Below are 20,150 nucleotides of genomic sequence, written 5' to 3'. Positions count from 1 at the left end.
TATTCTGTCATCGGAGTGTTCCGTGTAAATCATCTTTAGTTCAATTTATAGTTACAAAGCCTATCTACAAACAATCTCTAATACGGGAGTGTGTCGATGTGAGAGAGAATACGAACAAGCAATATGGATTAACGCAAGCCCAGCGCCGGATATGGTTCATGGAAATTATGAATCCGGGCACATCCATCACGATGCTTTCCGCGACCTACCAGATTACGGGTGAGATCGACACCAAGCTGCTTGAGCAAGCGGCGGCAGAGATTGTCAAAACCTATGACGCTTTCCGAATCCGCATTAGCGGGGATATGCAAAATCCAACGCAGTGGTTCGAAGAGCTGGAGAATGTCCAAGCCAGGATAAGCCACCTCAAAATAGGCACAACCGAACAATTCTATGCTTGGGTGAAAGAAGTAACCGAAAAACCGGCCAGTGTGTTCGACGAACACCTCTATCAATTTACGATGATCCATTTTGCGAACGGCCAAGTATGGCTTAATTTGACTGTAAATCATATCATTGCTGATGGCTTGTCCGTCACTGCTTTGCTGCATGCGGTGATGGAAAAATACCTGGAACTGCGCAAAGGCATCTCCAGCAGTTACCAGGCCCCTTCCTATCTGGATTATATTTCAACTGAACATGAATATGAGCAATCGCAGCGTTATCAAAAAGGCAAGGAATACTGGCTGACCAAGTACAACACTTTGCCTGAAACGAGCGGCATTAAATCGGTTCCGCCATTCTCGATTGGCAGCGAATCGAATAAACGTTCCATCACTTTGGATGGTTCCCGGTATGACCGCATTCTGGCTTTTAGCGAACAATATCAGGTCAGTTTATATACGTTATTTTTGTCCGCCATGTACGTCTTATTGTATAAGCTGACCGACAGCACCGATGTGCCGGTCGGCACGGTTTTTGCCAATCGTACCAGCAAGAAGGAAAAAGAAACGATCGGTATGTTCGTCAGCACCGTGGCTACGCGGATTAGTCTGAATCCAGATTGGTCCGTGCTTTCCTTGATCCAAACGGTTTCCAAGGAAAATACGGCGGATCTGCGACATCAGAAATATCCTTATAACCAATTGATCCAGGATTTACGTGAACAACACGGCCGCAACGATCTTTCGGAGCTGTTCCGCACGTCTCTGGAATATCTGCCTTTGAAAATCGTGGAGTACGAAGAAATCAAGGTACGTCTGGAGGCTCACTTTGCTAGACACGAGATGGACGATCTACTGCTGCGCTTCGACCATATGCTGAATGAAGGCCATGTCATTCTCCATGCTTCCTATCGTACCGGCCTGTTCGAGACGACCGAGATTGATCGGATTATGGAGCAGTATGTAACTGTGCTGGACCAGTTTCTTGAGACTCCCGAACTGCGGGTACGCGAGATTTCTCTGTTGAGCGATGAGGAGAGACACCGTATTCTGGACGTGTTTAACCCGCCGGTTGCAGCACTGAGCGAGGGAATAGCGTTTCATCGGTATGTCGAAAAGTTTGCCCGAGACATTCCGGATCATCCGGCAGTTGTTTACATGGACAAAAAGCTGACTTACGGCGAATTGAACGAACGCGCTGAGCGGCTGGCTGCGCTCCTTCGTGAACAGGGAGTGGGAAGGGAGACGATTACGGGGATCTGGGCGGAGCGCTCGGTGGAACTGCTGGTTGGTGTGCTCGCCGTATGGAAAGCCGGCGGAGCTTATGTACCGCTGGACCCCGATTATCCGGCGGAGCGGATTGAGTACATGCTCAGCGATAGCGAAGCATCGGTGCTGCTTACGCAGCGTCATCTGTTGGAGGGGGCCGGAGGTTGGTTGGCCGATGACCGACTGAAGCTTCAAGCTGTCTATGCGATGGACGATGAACAGATGTATAACGGGGATACCTCAGCCGTGGAATTTGAATCTGCTGATAGTGCCCCGCAAGACTTGGCTTATGTGATTTACACCTCGGGTACGACGGGACGCCCAAAAGGCGTCATGATTGAGCATGGTAGTCTCATGAATACGGCGGATGCGTACCGCCGTGAGTACCGGTTGGATCAGTTCCCGGTGCGGTTGCTGCAACTGGCGAGCTTCTCGTTTGACGTGTTCGTTGGAGACATCGCGCGGACGCTGTATAACGGAGGCACGATGGTAATTGTGCCAAAGGATGACCGGATTGATCCGAACCGCTTATACGGCTGGATTCGGGAGCAAAACATTACGGTATTTGAATCGACACCTGCGCTTATCCTGCCGTTCATGCAGCATATTTATGAAGAAGGGCTGGACGTCAGCTCCATGCAGTTGCTGATTACCAGCTCGGATGCTTGCAGTGTCACCGATTACCGATTGCTGCAGGAAAGATTCGGCGGACAATTCCGCATCATCAACAGTTACGGCGTAACCGAAGCGGCCATTGACAGCAGCTTTTACGATGAGCCGCTGGACAAGCTGCCATCGTTGGGTCATGTGCCGATCGGCAAAGCCTGGCTGAATGCCCGGTTTTACATTGTCGATGCAGGGTTAATGCCGGTTCCTGTAGGGGTTCCGGGTGAGCTTGTCATCGGCGGCGCCGGGGTAGCGCGCGGGTATTGGAACCGTCCGGACCTAACCACCGAGAAGTTTGCAGACAGCCCGTTTGTGCCTGGCGAACGTCTATATCGGACAGGAGATTTGGCCCGCTGGCTGGAAGACGGCAACGTTGACTTCATCGGTCGAATCGACTATCAGGTGAAAATTCGCGGGTTCCGGATCGAACTCGGCGAAATTGAAACGGCCCTGCTCAGTTTCCCGGGGGTCAAGCAGGCTGTGGTGACTGACCGTACGGATGAGCAGGGGCAAAAGTATTTGTGCGGTTACGTGGCGGGGGATGTTTCCTTGCAGCTGAGCGATCTGCTGTCCCAATTGAAGCAAGAGCTGCCGGCCCATATGGTCCCGGCCCGACTGGTGTCTCTTGATCAGCTTCCGCTCACACCAAATGGCAAGATTGACCGTAAAGCGCTGCCTGAACCGACCGGAGAGATAGAAGCCGGCCGTGAGTATGTGGCTCCTCGCACAACGCTGGAAACAAGACTTGCTTTTATTTGGCAGCAGGTACTGGGTATTGTGCGAGTTGGAGTCCAAGACGATTTCTTTGACCTGGGTGGTCACTCCTTGCGGGCCTCCGCGCTTGTTTCCAAGATTCGAAAAGAGCTGCAAGTCGAGGTTCCGCTGCGGGACGTTTTCCGCTACACCACGATCGAACAGCTTGCCCAAAGAATTAGCGGTTTAAAGCAGCAAGAAACGTATGAGATTACAAAGGCGGCAGAGGACCAGTATTATCCGGTTTCATCCGAGCAAAAGCGTCTGTACGTCCTGCGCCAGCTTGACGCGGCCGAGCGTAGCTACAATATGTCGGCGGCGCTTCTTCTCGAAGGCAAGCTGGACCGCACGCGCGTAGAGTACGCGTTCCGGGCGTTGATTCAGCGCCATGAGACGCTGCGTACCGGGATCGAGCAGGTTCAAGGTGAGCTTGTGCAGCGCATCTATGACGAGGTGGAGTTTGCTGTAGACTATTTCCAGGCGAGCGAGGGAGAAGTGGACCATGTGGTGGAAGCATACTATCACCCGTTTGATCTGACCAAGCCGCCACTTCTTCGCATCGGCCTGATCGAAGTAGCCGAGGATCGCCACATTCTGCTGTTTGATATGCACCATATCGTCTCGGATGGCATCTCGACAGCGCTGCTTTTCGACGAGTTCAGCCGCCTGTATCGGAATGAGGAGCTGGCCCCGTTGCGTATTCAATACAAAGATTATGCTTTTTGGCAGCATTCCGAAGCCTACAGGCAGTTGATCGAGCCGCAGAAGGAGTACTGGCTGGAACAGCTGTCGGGCGAGCTGCCTGTATTGGAACTTCCGACGGACTTCCCGCGGCCTGCGGTGCAAAGTTTTGACGGCCGGACCGTGAAGTTTGATATTGGGAAAGAACGGACGGAGAAGCTGAAAGAACTGGCCGCACGGACGGGCACGACCCTGTACATGGTGCTGTTGTCTGCTTACTCCATCCTTATGCATAAATATTCGGGTCAGGAAGATCTGATCGTGGGAACGCCGATTGCCGGAAGAACGCAGGAAGAAGTGCAGCCAATCGTAGGTATGTTTATCAACACGCTTGCCATTCGCAGCCAGCCGGAGCGTTCCAAGCCGTACCTTAAGTATTTGGAAGAAATGAAGGAAATCACACTCGGGGCTTTTGAACACCAAAATTATTTGTTCGAAGATTTGGTGGAAAGTCTTCACATTCCGCGCGCGACCGGCCGGAATCCGCTCTTTGATACGTTCTTCTCCCTGCAAAATACGGAGAATGAGCAAATTGTCATCGAGGGGCTGGAGCAATCGTTTTATCCGTTGGAAAACCGAACGTCCAAGTTCGAGCTGCTTCTGGACATTTCGGAGCTGGATGGTCAGCTCGAATGCCGTTTAGAGTACGCTACGGCTTTGTATAAACAGGAGACCGCGGAGCGGTTCGCCAGACATTATGACAAGCTACTCGAAACTATCGCAACAGCGCCGGAAGGGGATATTGCTTCACTGGATATGCTAACGGAGCAGGAAATCCGTGAACTGGTGCGCGGTTTCAACGATTCGGAGGCAGACTACCCGCGTCAGCAGACGATTCATGGCTTGTTCGAAGAGCAGGCGAAGCTTTACCCGGATAACGTGGCCGCCGTCATGAATGAGCGGCAGTTGAGCTACCACGAACTGAACGAGCGATCCAACCGCCTTGCGCGTAAACTACGGGAGACAGGAGTTGAAACGGATCAGTTGGTAGCGATTCTGGCCGAACGTTCGCTTGATATGGTCGTCGGCATTCTGGCGATTCTCAAAGCGGGCGGAGCCTACGTGCCTGTCGATCCCGACTACCCGGAGGAACGCATTCGCTTCATGATTGAGGATTCGGGCGCACCGTTATTGCTGATTCAAAAGCATTTGCATGAGAAGACCGACTTCGCAGGAACGCGCCTTGAATTGGACGATTTCGTTTGGGACGACAAAGGGGCGGAATCCGCTGGTGAGTTGGACGCTTCGAATCTGGAGCCAATTTCTGGCCCGGGTAACTTGGCTTATGTCATCTACACATCGGGAACGACCGGCAAACCCAAAGGCACGTTGATCGAGCATAAAAACGTTGTGCGCCTTTTGTTCAACGACAAGAACCTGTTCGACTTTGGGCCGTCTGACACGTGGACGTTATTCCACTCATTCTGCTTCGATTTCTCCGTCTGGGAGATGTATGGAGCGCTGCTGAATGGAGGAAAGCTGGTTATCGTACCGCCGCTTACGGCGAAAAATCCGGCCGAATTCCTGGCACTGCTGAGCCGCGAACGGGTCACGATCTTGAACCAGACGCCAACATATTTCTACCAACTGCTGCGTGAGGTTTTAGCGGACCATGCGTACGATCTGAGGATTCGCAACGTCATCTTCGGTGGCGAAGCGCTCAGCCCGCTGTTGCTCAAGGGTTTTAAGACGAAGTACCCAGAGACAAAGCTGATCAATATGTACGGTATTACCGAAACGACGGTTCACGTAACGTATAAGGAAATTACATGGATCGAGATGGAGGCGGCGAAGAGTAATATCGGCAAGCCGATCCCGACGCTGAGCGTGTACGTTCTGGATGGAAACCGTCGTCCTGTTCCGATCGGCGTAGCAGGCGAAATGTACGTGGCCGGGGAAGGCCTGGCGAGAGGATACCTGAATCGCCCGGATCTGACGGCGGAAAAGTTCGTTGATTCTCCGTTTGCGGAGGGGGAGAAACTGTACCGTTCGGGTGACTTGGCGGTCTGGCTGCCGGACGGCAACATTGAATACCTCGGCCGAATCGACCATCAAGTCAAAATCCGCGGGTACCGAATCGAGTTGGACGAAATTGAGACCCAACTGCTGAACGTGGAGGGCGTGGAAGAAGCGGTGGTGCTCGCCCGTCAGGACAACGGGGGCGAAAAGGCGCTTGTTGCCTACTTTGTGGCGGACCGGACGCTGACGGTTAGCGAAATGAGAACCTCGCTGGCCCAGGGAATGCCGGGATATATGATCCCGTCGTACTTCGTGCAGCTGGAACGCATGCCGCTGACTTCCAACGGCAAAGTGGACCGCAAAGCACTGCCGGAGCCGCAAGGTAGCCTGCAAACGGGCGTTGAATACGTAGCCCCTCGTAACCTTACGGAGTCCCAGCTTGTGAAGATATGGGAGGAAGTTCTGGGCAACTCCGGCATTGGGGTCCTGGACAATTTCTTCGAGCTCGGAGGGCATTCCTTGCGGGCGACAAACCTTGTCAGCAAGATTCGGAAGGAAATGAACGTGGAATTTCCGCTTCGCGATGTGTTCCGTTATATGACGGTAGAATCGATGGCAAGGGCTATTGCCAGCTTGGAAGAATCGCAGCACAGCTCGATTCCAAAAGCGGAAGAGAAAGCGTACTATCCGGTTTCCTCTGCACAAAAAAGGCTGTATGTCCTGCATCAGCTGGATAGCTTGGAGCTGAATTATAACCTTCCAAGCGCCTTACAATTGGAAGGGGCTTTGAACGAGGCCAAAGTAGAAGATGTGCTGACTACTTTGATGGCCCGGCACGATATGCTTCGCACCGGTTTTGAAATCATGAATGGGGAGCCGGTTCAGCGTATTCATCCGCTCGTCGCTTTCAAGGTCGAGAAGATTCAAGCAAGCGAAGATCAGGTTGCAGCTATTCTAGAAGGCTTCATTCAGCCTTTTGACTTGACCCAGCCGCCTTTGCTGCGCGCCCTGTTGATTGGATTGGAGAAAGAAAAATTCCTGCTCGCGCTGGATATGCATCACATTGCTTCCGACGGCCTTTCCATGGATGTGCTGCTACGCGAATTTGTGCGGCTGTACAATGGGGAAGCATTGCCGGAGCTGCGGATTCAATACAAGGATTACGCCGTTTGGCAGCAATCCGAGGAACAGCGTCAACGCATCAAACGACAGGAAGAATACTGGCGCGGGGTATTCAGCTACGAGCTTCCGGTTCTTGAGCTGCCTCTTGACTACTCCCGTCCAGCCGTTCAGCAGTTTGACGGTCAAACGCTCACGTTTAGGCTAGATGCGGAGAAAGGCGAAGCTCTCAAACAGCTTGCCAGCGATTCGGGGGCAACGTTGTACATGCTTCTGCTGGCTGCGTACTCCATATTGCTTCATAAATACGCGGGACAGGAAGATATCGTAGTCGGCACTCCGATTGCCGCTCGTTCTCACGCCGACGTGCAGCCGATAATCGGCATGTTTGTCAATACGCTGGCCCTTCGCTTGGGTCCGACGGCAGAGCGGACGTTTATGGATTACTTGCAGGAAGTGAAGGAAACGACACTTGGAGCCTACGAGCACCAGGACTATCCGTTTGAGGAACTGGTAGAAGCTCTTCAGGTGAGCCGGGATTTAAGCCGAAATCCGCTGTTTGACACCATGTTTTCTTTGCAAAAGCACGAAAGCCTGGATTTAACTCTTGAAGGCTTGCAATGGTCACTGTTTGACATCGAGGAAAAGACGGCAAAGTTTGATCTTAGCTTGGACATCGTGGAAGAGGGTAACGAGTTGGTTTGCAAGATCGAGTACGCTACCTCGTTGTTTAGACAGGACACGATGGTACGGCTGGCGGGTCATTACGAGCAGATTTTGGCGTCGATCCTGGCTCAGCCGGGTGCGCGGATTTCGGATTTGGATATATTGACGGACAGCGAAAAGGATAATTTATTGGTCGGGTTTGACGTGTCGTCTTCGGCTCTTGTAAAGCAATCCGCCACAGAGGGGGCAGGTCTGGAAGCGGATGAGTCGTGGAGAGAGAGAACGTTCCACGAGCGATTCGAGGAGCAGGTGGAGCGCACTCCGGGAGCGCTGGCGGTTGTCTACGAAGACAGCAAGCTGACGTATGCGGAGCTGAATGCCAAAGCGAATCGTTTGGCGTATGTACTGCGGGCACGCGGGGTGAAGCCGGAACAGGTGGTCGGCATTCTGGCCGGCCGTTCAGCGGAGCTGTTGATCGGGGTACTCGCCGTATGGAAAGCTGGCGGTGCTTATGTACCGCTTGACCCCGACTATCCAGCGGAGCGGATCGAATATATGCTCGCGGACAGCGGGGCATCGGTCCTGCTTACGCAGACCTGCCTGCTGGAGCAGGCGGAAGCTTGGCGCAGCAACGGAGATTTAACGCTGCAAACGGTGCTTGCACTTGATGACGCCACGACATACAGCCTCGGCGCGGCGGAAACAGCTGTAGGCGTACAAGCTTTGGGCGAAGCGGGCGCAGAGGCGGAGGCTTTGGCGCAAGTGGCAACGGCTGCTGTCGAAACTTCTGCCACGGCAGAAGCTGAGCAGAACGTACAAGTGGCGGATCTCGCATCAAATCCGGCAAATGTTAACAAGCCAGGTGATCTGGCTTACGTCATCTACACCTCCGGTACGACGGGCCGTCCGAAGGGCGTGGCAGTGGAACACGGCAGCTTGGTGAACACGGCGGCGGGCTACCGGCGGGACTACCGTCTGGATCAGTTCCCGATCCGACTGCTGCAACTTGCCAGTTTCTCGTTTGACGTGTTCGTTGGTGACATTGCACGGACGCTGTACAACGGTGGAACTATGGTCATCGTGCCGAAGGAAGACCGAATTGATCCAACCCGCCTCTATGGCTGGATTCGCGACTACGCCGTGACAGTGTTCGAATCAACTCCTGCGCTGGTTGTGCCGTTCATGGAGCATGTGTATACCGATGGTCTGGACCTCAGCTCGATGCAGTTGCTGATCACAAGCTCGGATGCGTGCAGTGTAGCAGATTACCGCACCTTGCAGGAGCGCTTTGGCTCGCAGTTCCGTATTATTAACAGCTACGGCGTAACGGAAGCAGCGATTGACTCTAGCTTCTATGACGAGCCGCTGGAGAAGTTGCCGAACACGGGCAGCGTGCCGATCGGGAAAGCGTGGCTGAACGCCAAGTTCTACATCGTGGATGCAAATCTGAAGCCGGTGCCGATCGGGGTGCTCGGCGAGCTGGTTATCGGTGGAGCGGGTGTGGCCCGCGGTTACTTGAACCGCCCGGATTTGACGGCGGAGAAATTCGTAGATAGCCCATTCACCGCTGGGGAGCGGTTGTACCGGACGGGTGATCTGGCACGCTGGATGCCTGACGGCAACGTAGATTTCATCGGCCGAATCGACAATCAGGTGAAAATTCGCGGTTACCGGATCGAGCTTGGTGAGATCGAAGCGGCCATGAAAAATGTTGCCGAGGTGCGTCAAGCGCTTGTCATCGACCGGACGGACGAGCGGGGGCAGAAATATTTGTGCGGGTATGTCGTTGTGGATTCCAGCTTTGATCTGGAAGGGCTTGTGGCCCATCTGGACGCCGTACTGCCTTCTCATATGGTACCTTCGCGCATCATGCGTCTGGATCAACTACCGCTTACACCGAACGGCAAGATCGACCGTAAAGCGTTGCCTGTGCCGGAAGGAAGCATTCGTGCCGAGGCTGCATACACGGCGCCGCGTACTCCTGCCGAGAAAGCACTCGCGTTGGTCTGGCAGTCAGTGTTAGGCGTGGATCAGGTTGGCACCATGGATAATTTCTTTGCGCTTGGTGGGGATTCAATTAAAGCTTTACAGGTATCTTCTCGTCTTTTGCAAACGGGATACAAGCTGGTCATGAAAGATTTGTTCCATTACCCGACGATTTCCGCCCTTAGTTTGCGGCTGCAAACAGCGGAGAGAACGGCAAGCCAATCCGAAGTGACGGGAGAGGTGATCCTGACCCCGATTCAGCGCTGGTTCTTTGAACAAAATCCGGCCGACGTTCATCACAGCAACCAGGCGATCATGCAGTTCTCCAAGCAAGGGTTTGATGAAAAAGCTTTACGCCAAGTGGTGTGTCAGCTTATCGTGCATCACGATGCTCTTCGTACGGTTTATCGTCAAACCGAGAATGGTTATACCGCCTGGAACCGAGGCGCCGGGGAGAACGAAGTGCTGTTCGATCTGGAGGTTGTCGATTTCAAGGGAACCCTCGACGTGAAAGAAGCGGTAGAGGCTAAGGCAAATGACATTCAAGCAAGCATTGATCTGGAAAACGGTCCGCTGGTGAAGCTGGGTTTGTTCCGCTGTGACGACGGAGACCACCTGCTCATCGCAATCCATCACTTGGTCGTAGACGGCGTATCCTGGCGGATTCTGCTTGAGGATTTTGCTGCCGCCTATGAGCAGGCGCTGCAAGGGCAGCCGATCCGTCTGCCGCTCAAAACGGATTCATTCCAAACGTGGGCGAAACAGCTCGCTGATTATGCGAACGGTCCGGCGATGGAAAGCGAGAGAGCGTATTGGCAGCATATCGAGCAATTGACCTATGAGCCGCTTCCGAAAGATTTTGAACAAGGCACAGCCAAGCTGAAGGACAGCGGGCTCGTGACCGTCCGCTGGACGGCGGAGGAAACCGAACAGCTGCTGAAGCAGGCACACCGTGCTTACCATACGGAAATGAACGATTTGCTTCTTGCCGCGCTTGGCCTCGCGGTACAAGCTTGGAGCGGTCGGGAACGCGTGCTGGTGAATCTCGAAGGCCACGGTCGGGAAGAACTTTTGCCGGATGTGGACATTACGCGTACGGTAGGCTGGTTTACAAGCCAATTCCCCGTTGTTCTGGAGCCGGGTCACGTCCAGGCGCTCGGTCATCAGGTGAAACAGGTGAAAGAAAACTTGCGCCACATTCCGAACAAAGGAATCGGCTACGGCATCCTGCGTTATTTGTCGGCGCCGCATGACGGCGAGCGTTTTGCTTTGGAGCCGGAGATCAGTTTTAACTATTTGGGTCAATTCGACCAGGATTACGAAAGTAGTGGCTCGCAGCCGTCTCCGTTCAGTCCGGGCTCCGATTCAAGCCCAAATGCTGTGATGGATTATGTCCTCGATATCAACGGTATGGTGTCGGAAGGTGTGTTGGAACTTACGATCCGTTATGGGGAAACCCAGTATCAACGGGAGACGGTTGAACGCCTGGGCACCTTGCTTGAATCGAGTTTGCGTGAAGTCATCAGCCATTGCGTATCAAAAGAGCGGCCGGAGCTTACGCCTAGTGATGTGCTGCTTCAAGATGTGACGGTGGAGGAACTGGAGCGGCTGTCCGAACATACGGCGGCACTCGGCGAACTGGAGAATGTATACACCCTGACTCCATTGCAAAAAGGGATGTTGTTCCACAGCTTGCTGGATGCCGATTCGGAAGCTTACTTCGAACAGGTGACCTTTGATCTGTATGGAAGCCTGAATGTGGAAGCCTTCACCCGCGGATTGGATACGTTGGTACAGCGAAATGAGGCGCTCCGGACCAATTTTATTACCGGCTGGAGAGACGAGCCGATTCAAGTGGTATTCCGCGAGCGGAAGTGTGAAGTGTATTTTGAAGATATTCGCTCGGCAAGAGATGAACATCCGGAGAAGACAATAGCCGATTTTGTGAACGCGGATAAAGCGAACAAGTTTGATTTGGCCCAAGACTCTCTTATGCGTGTGACCGTTTTGCGCACAGGCGACGAGTCCTACCATGTGATCTGGAGTCATCATCACATTTTGATGGATGGCTGGTGTATGTCCTTCATGATCAAGGAAGTGTTCGACACTTACTTTGCGTTCCAAGAGCAGCGGACGCTGGAGCTTCCTCCGGTTACCTCGTACTCCCGATATATCGAATGGCTGGAAGCTCAAGATGTAGCGAAAGCTTCGGGTTACTGGTCTGAGTATTTGGCGGGATACGATCAGCAGACTAAGCTGCCGCAGGAGAGAACGCAGCTGAAACAGCATGCTTTTGAAATGGCTGAAATTGATGTGGAACTCAGCAAAGGACTGACTGGACAAATTGAGCGTGTGGCGCGCCAGCAACAGGTGACACTCAACACGTTTATGCAGACTGTATGGGGGCTGGTCCTACAGATATACAACAACAGCGAGGATGTCGTGTTCGGCTCCGTTGTATCCGGGCGTCCGGCGGAAATTCCAGGCATCGAAAGTATGATTGGCCTGTTTATTAATACGATCCCGGTCCGTATTCAAGGTAAAGCCGAGGAGACGGTAGCCGATATTTTGAGAAAAACCCAGGATCAAGCGCTGACATCGGGAGCATATGAGACTTTCCCACTGTTCGAAATTCAGTCGCTGAGCGAGCAAAAGCGCGACTTGATCAACCATATTATGGTCTTTGAAAATTATCCGATGGAAGAACAGATTGAGCAGGTTGTCGGCGGAGGCCAAGAAGCGCTGAAAATCGCTAATATCCAATCGCCGGAACAAACGAACTACGACCTGGACATTACCGTCATTCCGGAAGAACATATTTTGCTGCGGTTTACGTACAATGCACTGACATTCAGAGAGCAAGACATCAGGCAGATCCACGGTCATTTTGCCCGTGCATTGGAGCAGGTTGCGGCTAATCCGAATGTTCGTGTACATGAGTTAGAGCTTTTGACGGCTGCGGAAAAAGAAGAAATTGTCGGGGTGTTTAATCCGGTGCAGCCGGAAATGGCTCCTGTGGCAGCGTTCCACCGGCTGTTCGAGCAACAGGCGGAGCGCACACCAGAAGAGGAAGCCGTCGTGTACGAGAACGATCGGCTGACGTATGCGGAGCTGAACGAGCGGGCGAACCGCCTGTCGGCAACGTTGCGTGCAAGCGGCATCGGCCGGGAGGAGATTGTTGGTATTCTCGCCGAGCGTTCGGTGGACCTGCTGGTGGCCGTGCTGGCCGTCTGGAAAGCGGGCGGGGCGTATGTACCGCTCGACCCGGATTATCCGGCAGACCGGGTGCGGTTCATGCTTGAAGACAGTGGAGCGAAGGTACTGCTGACACAAACGCTGCTGCGAGAGCGTGCCGAATCCTGGCTCGGCGAAGAGGAGCTAGCACTGGAGACGGTGCTGTATCTCGATGACGAAACGTCATACAGCGAAGATCGAGCGAATACACCGCTTGGCTCCAGCATGGTTTCAGGTCTGGTCTCTGGCGAGCTGACGGGTGCTGTGAACGACCGTAATGAGAGTCACCCAAATGATGTTGATGTTGTCGGTATGGGCAGCTTCCATGAAGCCCGTCCGGAGGATCTGGCGTACGTCATCTACACGTCGGGAACAACGGGTAAGCCCAAGGGTGTGATGATCGAGCACCGCAGCCTGGTGAACACGGCAGCGGGTTACCGACGGGAATACCGGTTGGATCAGTTTCCGGTAAGGCTTTTACAGCTCGCCAGCTTTTCGTTTGATGTGTTCGTGGGCGACATTGCGCGGACGTTATACAACGGCGGTACCATGGTGATTGTACCGAAGGACGACCGGATCGATCCGTCTCGTCTGCACTACTGGATAGAGCGGGAGCAAGTGTCGATCTTTGAATCAACGCCGGCACTGATCGTACCGTTTATGGAATACGTGCACGAGCAAGGGCTGAAGTTGAGCGGGATGGAGCTGTTGATTACAAGCTCGGACAGTTGCAGTGTGGCAGATTACCGTACCTTACAGGAACAGTTCGGCTCGTCGTTCCGCATTATTAACGCCTACGGTGTGACGGAAGCGGCAATTGACTCCAGTTTCTATGACGAGGAGTTGGCGAAACTGCCGCAGACAGGCCATGTGCCAATTGGCAAAGCGTGGTTGAATGCGAAGTTTTACATCGTGGATGCACATCTGAATCCCGTACCCGTCGGTGTGTTGGGCGAGCTGGTTATCGGCGGAGTCGGGGTAGCGCGCGGGTATTTGAACCGTCCAGAGCTGACGGAAGAGAAGTTTGTAGATAGTCCGTTTATCGTAGGTGAGCGACTGTACCGCACTGGAGACTTGGCGCGGTGGATGGAGGACGGCAACGTGGACTTCATCGGCCGGATCGATAACCAGGCAAAAATTCGGGGCTACCGGATCGAGACGGGCGAAGTCGAAGCAAAGCTGCTGAGTGTAGGTGGCGTGAAGGAAGCGGTCGTTGTTGTCAGGGAAGATCAAGAAGGGCAGAAAGCGTTGTGCGCTTATTATACAGTGGAAAAAGGCTTGACGGCGGCAGATTTGAAACGGGCGATCTCCAGCGAGCTACCGGGATATATGATTCCGTCGTATTTCGTCGAACTGGAGCAATTGCCTCTAACGCCGAATGGGAAAATTGACCGGAAGGCGCTGCCAGCGCCGGAAGGGGGAGCAGGCGGAGGCCGCGAATACGTGGCGCCGCGCACCGAACTGGAGGCAAAATTGGCCGCCATTTGGCAGGAAGTGCTTGTTCGGGAGAAGGCGGTAGGCGTAACGGACAACTTCTTCGACCTCGGAGGACACTCCCTGCGGGCGACAACACTTGTCAGCAAAATGCATAAGGAGCTGGGCGCCCAATTCCCGCTTCGCGACGTATTCCGCTACTCGACAGTTGAGGAAATGGCTGTGGCTATGGAGCGGTTAGAGGTTGGCTCGTTTACGGCTATTCCGGCTGCGGAACCTAGCGAGTATTATCCGCTCTCTTCCGCGCAGAAACGTCTCTATATCTTGAACCAGCTGGAAGGAGGCGAGCTGAGCTACAACATACCGGGAGCCATGCTGCTCGAAGGGCAGCTCAACCGGCAGCGGTTTGAAGAAGCATTCCGCGGGCTTGTAGCTCGTCATGAAACGCTGCGTACGGGCTTTGAGATGGTTGAAGGCGAAGCGGTTCAGCGGATCTACGAAGATGTCACCTTCCAGGTGGAATATGTGCAGATCAGCGGGGAGCAGGCGGAAGAAACGGTGCGCCAATTCGTTCGTGCGTTTGATCTAGCGAAGCCGCCACTTCTGCGGGTGGGCATTGCCGAACTCGCGCCGGACCGGCACATCCTGATGTTCGATACACATCATATCGTATCGGACGGCGTTTCAATGGACGTACTGATCGAAGAGTTTGTGCACTTGTACAGCGGGGAGCCGCTCAAGCCACTCCGCATTCAGTACAAAGATTATGCAGTATGGCAGCAATCGGATGAGCAGAAAACGCAGCTTGCCAAGCAGGAAGCCTACTGGATTGACATGTTCCGCGGAGAACTGCCAGTTCTGGAAATGCCAACGGACTATCCGCGCCCGGCTATGCAGAGCTATGAGGGCCGCACGCTGCAATTGTTTATGAGTATTGAGAAAAGCGAAGGTCTGAAACGGCTTGCAGCTGAGAACGGCGCAACGCTTTACATGGTTCTGCTTGCGGCATATAACGTGCTTCTGCATAAATATTCAGGTCAGGAAGATGTGGTGGTTGGTACGCCGATTGCGGGCAGAAATCACAGCGACGTTCAACCGCTGATCGGGATGTTTGTTAATACATTGGCCATCCGCAGTTACCCGGCTGCCGGTAAAACGTTCCTTGACTACTTGAAGGAGATCAAGGAGACAACGCTGGGTGCTTTTGAACATCAGAATTATCCGTTTGAGGAACTGGTGGATAAGGTAAACGTGGCTCGTGATTTACGCCGTCATCCACTGTTTGATACGATGTTTGCTTTGCAGAATACAGAAAATGTGGAAATCCAGCTTCCGGGACTGCATCTGTCGACGTATGCCAGCGAAGAAATTGTTTCCAAATTCGATCTCAGCTTGGACGTCACCGAGATTGAGGACGGCTTGGAATATCTGTTTGAATACGCCACGGCTCTATACAAAACCGAAACGGTGGAGAAGTTGGCTGTTCACTACATGCAGCTGCTTGAATCCATTCTCCGCAACCCGTCGGCGACGATTGCCGAGCTGAACTTGTTAACGGCAGAGGAAAAAGAGCAGATTGTCGGCGCGTTTAACCCGGCGCAACCGGAAGAGGCTCCTATGGCAGCGTTCCATCGACTGTTCGAGGAACAGGCGGAACACACGCCGGAAGCGGAAGCCGTCGTATACGAGAACGATCGGCTGACGTATGCGGAGCTGAACGAGCGGGCGAATCGCTTGGCGGCTACGCTGCGCGGAAGCGGCATTGGCCGTGAGGAGATTGTTGGTATTCTCGCCGAGCGTTCGGTAGATTTGCTGGTGGCTGTGATGGCCGTCTGGAAAGCGGGAGGGGCGTATGTACCGCTTGATCCGGATTATCCGGCGGACCGCGTGCGGTTTATGCTCGAAGACAGCGGAGCGAAGGTACTGCTTACGCAAACGCCGCTGCGAGAGCGTGCCGAAGCCTTGCTCGGTGAAGAGGAACTGGCACTGGCGAAGGTGTTGTATCTCGACGACGAAACGTCATACAGCGAGGAACGGAGCAATGTGCCAATGGACTTTGGCCAAGGCTCCAACAGTGCTCCCAATCCAGTCAAAGGCAAGCTAACGGGGGCTGTGAACGGTGGTGGCGAGAGTCATCCAAATGATGTTGATGTTGTCGGTATGGACGGCTTCCATGAAGCCCGTCCGGAGGATCTGGCGTACGTCATCTATACGTCCGGAACGACAGGCAAGCCGAAGGGCGTGATGATTGAGCACCGTAGCCTGGTGAACACGGCAGCGGGTTACCGACGGGAATATCGGTTGGATCAGTTTCCGGTAAGGCTGTTGCAGCTCGCCAGCTTCTCGTTTGACGTGTTCGTGGGTGACATTGCGCGGACGTTATACAACGGCGGTACTATGGTCATTGTACCGAAGGACGACAGGATCGATCCGTCTCGTCTGCACTACTGGATAGAGCGGGAGCAAGTGACGATTTTTGAATCAACACCGGCACTGATCGTGCCGTTCATGGAGTACGTGCATGAGCAGGGGTTGGAATTAAGCGATATGGAGCTATTGATCACAAGCTCGGACAGCTGCAGTGTGGCAGATTACCGTACCTTGCAGGAACGGTTCGGCCCGTCATTCCGCATCATTAACGCCTACGGCGTGACGGAAGCAGCAATCGACTCCAGTTTCTATGACGAGGAGTTGGCGAAACTGCCGCAGACAGGCCATGTGCCGATTGGCAAAGCGTGGTTAAATGCGAAGTTTTACATCGTGGATGCACATCTGAATCCTGTTCCAGTCGGCGTGCTGGGCGAATTGGTTATCGGCGGAGTCGGTGTGGCACGCGGGTACTTGAACCGTCCAGAGCTGACGGAAGAGAAGTTTGTAGATAGTCCGTTTGTCGTAGGTGAGCGACTTTATCGCACGGGAGATTTGGCGCGGTGGATGGAGGACGGAAACGTGGATTTCATCGGTCGGATCGACAATCAAGCGAAAATCCGGGGCTACCGGATCGAGACGGGTGAGATCGAATCGCAGCTGCTGCGGGTGGTAGGTATACGCGAAGCGGTTGTGCTGGTTCGAAGTGATGCGAACGGGCAAAAGGCGCTGTGCGCGTACTACACAACGGATATCGAACTGACGGCGGCCGACCTGAAACGAGCGATCTCCAGCGAGCTGCCCGGTTACATGATTCCGTCGTACTTTGTAGAGCTGGAGCATTTACCTCTGACACCAAACGGGAAAATCGACCGGAAAGCGCTGCCGGCGCCGGAAGAGGGAGCAAGTGCAGGGCGCGAATACGTGGCGCCGCGCAACGATCTGGAGACGAAATTGGTCTCCATCTGGCAGGACGTGCTTGGGTCAGTTAAGATTGGTGTGACGGACAACTTCTTCGACCTCGGCGGTCACTCGCTGCGGGCGACGACGCTGGTCAGCAAGGTGCACAAGGAGCTGCACGTGGACCTGCCACTGCGCGATGTATTCCGGTACTCGACTATTGAAGCGATGGCTGAAGTGATTAGCCGATTGGAGCAGCAGGAGTTCCTTTCCATTCCGGTTCTGGATAAAAGGGAGTATTATCCGCTTTCCTCTGTGCAAAAGCGGCTGTACATCCAGCAGCAGATGGAAGGGGCCGAGCTTAGTTACAACATGTCCGGCATGACGGTTCTCGTCGGGCGCTTGGAGCGGAATCAATTCGAGGCGGCGCTCAAAGGATTAATCGCTCGTCACGAAGTTTTGCGAACCGGCTTCGAAATGGTCGACGGTGAACCGGTACAACGGGTTTATTCGGACTTAGAGTTTGCCGTCGAGTATAAAAAAGCGACGGAAAGTGAAACAAAAAGCATTGCGGATGCCTTTGTACGTGTCTTTGATTTGGAGCGGCCGCCGCTGCTGCGTGTGGGCTTAGTTGAATGGGAAGCGGAACGTCATCTGCTTATGCTGGACATTCATCATATCGTCACGGATGGCATGTCTATGGGTATCTTCATCGAAGAGCTGCTGCGCCTGTATAACGGTGAGACACTGGAACCGCTTCGGATTCAATACAAGGAATTCGCCGCTTGGCAGCAGTCCGAACCTGTAAAAGAACGGCTGAAACGCCAGGAAGCCTACTGGCTGGACATGTTGGAAGGTGAACTGCCAACGCTTGAGTTGCCTACGGACTTTGTCAGACCTGCCGCTCGCAGCTTTGAGGGAGATGTGCTGCCTTTCAGTATCGACAAGAAGATGACCGACAGCTTGCAGCGCATTGCCGATGAGAACGGTGCTACCCTATATATGGTGTTATCGGCGGCCTATTCAATCCTGCTCAGCAAGTACTCTGGACAAGAAGACTTCATTGTAGGCACACCGGTTTCGGGCCGCACACATGCCGACTTGGAGCCGCTCATCGGAATGTTTGTCAACACTTTGGCGATTCGACATTATCCATCCGGGGAGAAGACGTTTCTCGCTTACTTGAACGAAGTCAAAGAAATGATGCTGGGGGCCTACGACCATCAGGATTATCCGTTTGAAGAACTCGTGAAAAAGCTGCAGGTGCCGCGCGATCAAAGCCGCAATCCTGTATTCGATGTCATGTTTGCGCTGGAAACGAAGGAAGATAACGTTCAAAACTTCGGGGATATCCAGATCGAATCTTATCCGGAAACGCATGCGGTTTCCCAATTTGACCTTACCTTGGTCATTTCGTTGCTGGATGAGGGAATGAACGGGCAGTTTGAATATGCGACCAAGTTGTTTACGCGCAATCTGATCGACAATTTTGCTCAGGACCTGCTCGTGATCATCAACCAAATTGGCGAACAGCCTTCGGTGCTGTTAAAGGATATTTCCCTGAACGGTCAATCCGAACAGGAGCAAGATGAGCTAGAGGCTATTGATATTATTTTCTAATCCCTTACCCGGCTTGGGTGGAAATGGATCATTTAAGCACGTTATATGCGAGATTCGGTATATTGAGGAAGTGGTAATGAAAAATTGTGGTAGTTTCACGACTTTTGTATCACCTGACAAAAGTATTTAAGTTATGTAACAAAGGGTCCTGGATGACAGTTGTCATCAGGACCCTTTGTTTATGAACGTATAATTAATGTTACTATGTCCAAATCAGTATGAGGCTATTATAATGAAAGTCTTTAACTGATATAGGATGAGTACTCTGGTATTATGGGATGCACCGTGATTTTCATCTATTTTTCAGACTTAGTATTTACTATAGCATCATCCATAGTGATTTTAGTCTTGAGAGTAGCTGTTGATTATGCCCAAGTTGTAATCGTTTCAACCGGGAGACGATAGGAAGGATAGCCATCTTTGGCTGCTTTACCTATGGAAATCAACATCACGGGCTGGAACCGTTCTTTATCCAGGCCGAACGCTTCGGCGATCTGACCTTTGTCATAACCAGCCATAGGGTTCGTATCATAGCCATGAGCACGGGCAACGAGCATGAGTTGCATGGATATGAGGCCTGAGTCAATGAGGTTCATGTCACGCAGTTCGGATGCGTTTATGTTCGCATAATAAGGTTGTACCTGCTGCATCTGCATATCCATGATGTCTTGGGGCATGTACCCAAGTTCCACTGATTTGCTGAAGATCTCTTCCATGTATTCAACGTTGTTGGCATCGTAAAATACGGCAATGACAGCGGAAGACGTTAGTGCCTGTGTCTGGTTAAATGAGGCCAGTGGTGCAAGTTTCTCTTTGCCTTCAGCACTGTCGATAACAAGAAAACGCCAAGGTTGCATGTTAATGGCCGAAGGGGCACGTGAAGCTTTCGTCAGTATTTCGGTCATCTCCTCGCGACTGATTTTCACTTCAGAGTCGTAGGCTTTAACGGAATGGCGCTCCAAGACGATGGCATCAAAATCATTTGTTTTGTTGAATTGGCCGGTAATTGTATTCATATCGATTTCTCTCCTCATATCTATATTGGTGAGAGTA

General features: G+C 53.0%; 2 protein-coding genes. One reads left to right on the top strand and one right to left on the bottom strand.

Going from position 1 to position 20,150, the window contains the following annotated elements:
* The first annotated feature begins 98 nt into the window (after positions 1-98).
* Positions 99-19,097 carry a non-ribosomal peptide synthase/polyketide synthase gene (locus tag V6669_RS26460; RefSeq protein WP_338588629.1) on the top strand — a complete coding sequence of 6,333 codons (18,999 nt, stop codon included), beginning with the start codon at positions 99-101 and terminating at the stop codon, positions 19,095-19,097.
* Between the two features lie 365 nt (positions 19,098-19,462).
* On the opposite strand, the gene V6669_RS26455 is transcribed toward V6669_RS26460, so the two are convergent.
* A complete protein-coding gene (locus V6669_RS26455) occupies positions 19,463-20,113 on the bottom strand; it encodes a nitroreductase family protein (protein WP_338588628.1) in 651 nt (216 codons plus the stop codon).
* Between the last annotated feature and the right edge of the window lie 37 nt (positions 20,114-20,150).

It is taken from the genome of Paenibacillus sp. Y5S-9 (assembly GCF_036894235.1).
Classification (GTDB): Bacteria; Bacillota; Bacilli; order Paenibacillales; family Paenibacillaceae; genus Paenibacillus.
The sequence above is the reverse complement of the archived record's forward strand: the minus strand, read 5'-3'. Positions and strand labels throughout refer to the sequence as shown.

Bases quoted from the DNA above. Each gene is read 5' to 3' on its own strand.
- V6669_RS26455 (WP_338588628.1), bottom strand. From the start codon at position 20,113: ATGAATACAATTACCGGCCAATTCAACAAAACAAATGATTTTGATGCC.